Origin of the sequence: Emticicia sp., assembly GCF_049241225.1 — a bacterium.
Taxonomy (GTDB): domain Bacteria; phylum Bacteroidota; class Bacteroidia; order Cytophagales; family Spirosomataceae; genus Emticicia.
In genome coordinates, this window is sequence record NZ_JBMLRC010000236.1 from 3,392 (window position 1) to 7,591 (window position 4,200).

5 protein-coding genes are annotated in these 4,200 nt (G+C 37.6%); 4 read left to right on the top strand and 1 reads right to left on the bottom strand.

Annotated elements, in window-relative coordinates:
• The 4 genes from ACOVO2_RS12750 to ACOVO2_RS12765 form a co-directional block, all read left to right on the top strand.
• Positions 1–591 (top strand): DUF4126 domain-containing protein (locus ACOVO2_RS12750; protein WP_421770348.1); only part of this gene is annotated, 591 nt, incomplete at its 5' end.
• Between the two features lie 73 nt (positions 592–664).
• Positions 665–1,996 (top strand): spinster family MFS transporter, encoded by a 1,332-nt coding sequence (locus ACOVO2_RS12755; RefSeq protein WP_421770349.1) that lies wholly within the window; start codon positions 665–667, stop codon positions 1,994–1,996.
• 79 nt (positions 1,997–2,075) lie between these two features.
• Positions 2,076–2,345: a hypothetical protein gene (locus tag ACOVO2_RS12760; RefSeq protein ID WP_350267999.1), complete on the top strand. Its 270-nt coding sequence runs from the start codon at positions 2,076–2,078 to the stop codon at positions 2,343–2,345.
• 30 nt (positions 2,346–2,375) lie between these two features.
• Positions 2,376–3,326: a TonB family protein gene (locus ACOVO2_RS12765; protein ID WP_421770350.1), complete on the top strand. Its 951-nt coding sequence runs from the start codon at positions 2,376–2,378 to the stop codon at positions 3,324–3,326.
• A gap of 1 nt (position 3,327) precedes the next feature.
• On the opposite strand, the gene ACOVO2_RS12770 is transcribed toward ACOVO2_RS12765, so the two are convergent.
• Positions 3,328–4,200, bottom strand: an 873-nt coding sequence (locus ACOVO2_RS12770; protein WP_421770351.1) for a glycosyltransferase, incomplete at its 5' end; no start/stop codon positions are given.

Below are 4,200 nucleotides of genomic sequence, written 5' to 3' on the forward strand. Positions count from 1 at the left end.
GAAAATATCTATTTGCTTTTAATCATGACCGAACTTATCATCAGCCTTGCCGTAGGAATCGCCCTGAGTGCTTGCTCGGGTTTTCGAGTGTTTGTACCAATGTTAGTTGCCAATTTAGCTACCCGATTTCAGGTACTTGACCTTTCCAATGGATTTGAATGGTTGAGTAGCCCAACGGCTACCTACATTTTAGGAGCAGCAACGGTGGCCGAAATCATGGCTTATTATATTCCTGTGGTTGATAATTTGCTCGATACCATCACAACGCCCGCTTCGTTTGTGGCTGGAACGATTCTGACGACTTCATTTCTTAAAATAGACTCGCCCGAACTCCAATGGACACTGGGAATTTTGGCAGGTGGTGGCGTGGCTGGCACAATCCAAGCAGGAACTGGCCTTCTTCGACTGGCTTCTACGAAATTTACGGGTGGTTTTGGCAATGCTTTCTTTGCTACCTTCGAGAATTCGATTGCGGTTATTTTTTCTCTCCTAACGCTCTGGTTACCGGTTTTGGTAGCCGTGCTTGGGGTCTTACTATTTGTGTTTTTACTGAAAAAGGTTTTGAAACGCCTTCCAACAAAGAATAAGTAAATTTTTAATTAAAATAATTACAATTTACTATCAAAAAACCTTAACTTCCACACACAATCTAAACCTAAGCCTCATGGAAACCAAACCTTCGCTACGCTATGCGTGGTATGTTGTGGGTGTGCTTTTGCTTGCCTATATCTCTTCATTTATTGACCGCCAAATTATTTCATTGCTCGTAAAGCCAATCAAAACTTCTTTCGGTATTTCAGATACACAAATGGGAATTTTAATGGGCCTCAGTTTTGCGGTTCTTTATACTTTGGTAGGTATTCCGATTGGCCTAATGGCCGACCGAATGAATAGAAAACGTATCATTAGCTGGGGAATTTTGGTTTGGAGTATTATGACTGTTTTTTGTGGAATGGCGGGTAGTTATTCATTGTTTTTTCTCGCAAGAGTTGGTGTTGGTATCGGCGAAGCCGCCCTTTCGCCAGCGGCATATTCAATAATTTCTGATTATTTTCCAAAGAAAAAACTGGCAACAGCACTAAGTGTTTATAATATGGGCATATATTTAGGTTCGGGATTATCAATTTTAATTGGTGCAGCTCTCAGAACCATGATTGGAAAAGAAAATATTGTTTTGCCATTCGTTGGCGAAATTTTCTCGTGGCAAATGATTTTCTTTTACATTGGCTTGCCAGGAATATTGATTGTTTTTCTTGTTCAGACTATCAAAGAACCCAAACGAGTTGAATTTGATTCTGAAAAAGAAATAAGCGAAACAAGCAGTTTCAAAGAGATTATTGCCTACTTCAAAGCCAATCGACAAACTTTTTCATACTTAAATTTTAGTATGGCATTCATGGCTTTTGCTACTTATGCGGGTATCTATTGGGTGCCAACAATGCTCGGCCGAGTACATGGTTGGGCAGATACCAAAGCAGGCGTAACATTTGGACTTTTGGTGACTGTCTTTTCAACTTTGGGCGTAATTTCAGGCGGAAAGTATGCTGATTATTTGACAAAAATTGGTGTGGTTCAGGCCAAAATGTTGGCAGGATTTAGAGGAATGATAGCAGCATCGCTCTGTACGGTTGGTTTATTGATTGAAGACATCAACGTTGGAATATATTTTATTGCAGGATTTTGCTTTTTTAGTTCGTTTCCTTACGGTTCGGCAACGGCGGCTATTCAAGAAATTGTACCTAACAAAATGCGAGCGATTTTCTCAGCATTTTTCTTATTTGTTGTCAATATTATCGGGCTTGGTTTTGGCCCGCTCACCGTTGGCCTTCTCAATGATGCTGTTTATAACGACCCAAATAAAATTCACTACTCAATCTTTATTACACAACTTTTGGGCTATTCATTATCAGCATTGTCTTTGTATTTGGGTCTGAAACCTTTTGTCAGAAGTGTTGATTATTTGAAAAAATACTTGACAGTTTCAAACCAAAAATAAGTCTTTTGTGTTGGTGAATTTGACGGTTGATTGAAAGAAAAACTATGGACTGCCGACCGTCGTCCATTGATTATTAATTATGAGTGAAATAAAGATTTGTTGCCCAAAATGTAAATGGGAACCCGATGGTGGAGAATATTGGCAATGCGATTGCGGCCACATCTGGGATACTTTCAAGACGATTGCACGCTGCCCAGCTTGCCACAAACAACATCAATACACAGCCTGTGTTCCGCACGCAGGAGGCTGTGAAGCACATTCTCCGCACCTTGATTGGTACGAAGGTTTAGATAAAATCATCGAAGATTTGAAAGAAGAAGTGCTTGAAAATCAGGAAGTTTTTATTTGATAATTATTAAAAAAACGGCATTCAAACTCCATGAAACCAACTTTACTTTTACTTTTTTTCTTTCAAGTCTTTTTTGCCTACGCACAAAAAGACACTGTTTACTTTTCAAATGAAGTTTACCCCACTTCTAATATAAAAGAAGCAAAATTTTATAGCTTAACCCCTATTGCTGAGCAAGGTGAAATAACTCTATTTGACCTCAAAAGCAATGCTAAATTCTTAACTTATAAATATGAAAAACCTATCAAACAGGATTTTCTAATCAGAGATGGTGATGCTACTTACTTTTATCCAAACGGAAATATTCAGACGAAAGGATTTTTTAAAAATGGAGCGAAAGTGGGTGAATGGCAAGAGTTTTATGAAAGTTCTAAGCCTAAAGAAATAGTCAAGTATGATTCAAAAATGAATATATCAGGTTTCAACCAAACACATTTGTTTAATTACCAAGTGGTTGCCTATTGGGATAATTTAGGAAACAAGTCTGTTGACAATGGAGAAGGCCTGTATTTTTATAGAGATTCATTAACTGTTTTAACAGCTAATATAAAAAAAGGCGTTCCAGATGGTATTTGTAAAGGAACGTACCGAAATAATAGTTTTATCGAACAATATAAAAAAGGAGAACTACAAAAAGGTGAGATTGTAGAAAGTGGAAATAAAATTACTTACGATAAGATAAATGAATATGCTACTTTTCATGGAGGAATTGAAGCAATGTACCAATTTATTGCTTCAAACTTAAAGTACCCAGCTACTGCTCAAAGATATAATAAACAAGGAAAAGTATTTATCAAATTTTTAATCAAAAAAGATGGCTCAATCACAAACATAACAGTACTCAAAGGGTTTTATGAAGACTGTGATACAGAAGCTGTGAGAGTTATCAAACTCATGGACGGGAATTGGGATAGTGGAAAAGTTAGGGGAATTAAAGAAGATGTTTTATTTACTATGCCTGTTTCTTTTGTTTTAGAGTAACTCACCCTTTAAAAAACTTTTCCTGCATAAAACCAAAGCCATAGCCCATTAACTGAATAAAGCATGCAATTACGCTCAAAAACCCTATTTTTAGGCTTTTGTTATGAACTGCTGAGTCAATCACTATCATCATAATATAGAGTAAGAGCAGAAAAACGGCAATAAAGAATAAGACTTTGTCGATAAAGAAGATTATCGGAATAGCTAAAACTCCGAGTGTAAAAAGCATCGGAAAGTAATGCACCAATTTGAGTTCCGAAGGAAACATTCTGGCAAGATTGATACGCCCACGACCAAAGAAATGCAATTGTTTGAAGAACTGACCAAAATCAGTTCTTCTTTTATGATAAATAAAGGCTTCTTCAATCAAGCCAACTTTAAAGCCTTTCGATAAAATTCTGATGCTAAACTCAATGTCTTCGGCCATGCGGGTCATGGTATAGCCCCCAGTTTCCTCCCACACTTTTCGTGAGATTCCAAAATTAAAACTACGTGGATGAAACTGTCCACCCGCATTGTTCTTCTTTCCTCTGATTCCGCCTGTCGTAAAAACCGATGTCATCGAATAATTGATGGCCTTCTGAATATCCGTGAAACTTTCGTGAGCAGCATCGGGGCCACCGTAAGCATCTAACCAGTTGTTCTTTAGAGAGTTATCTACAATCTCAAAATAATTTTCAGGAATAATCGCATCAGAATCAAGCTGCACGAAGTAATCGCCCGTTGCTCGCTCGAAGCCGTAGTTTCGAGAAAAACCTTGTCCAGAATTTGGTTTGAAGAAGTATTTCAAATCAAGTTTTTCTTGAAAAGCCGCACATACCTCATCACACTTCAAAGTTGACCCATCTTCGATGATGATTACTTCAAAGTTTTT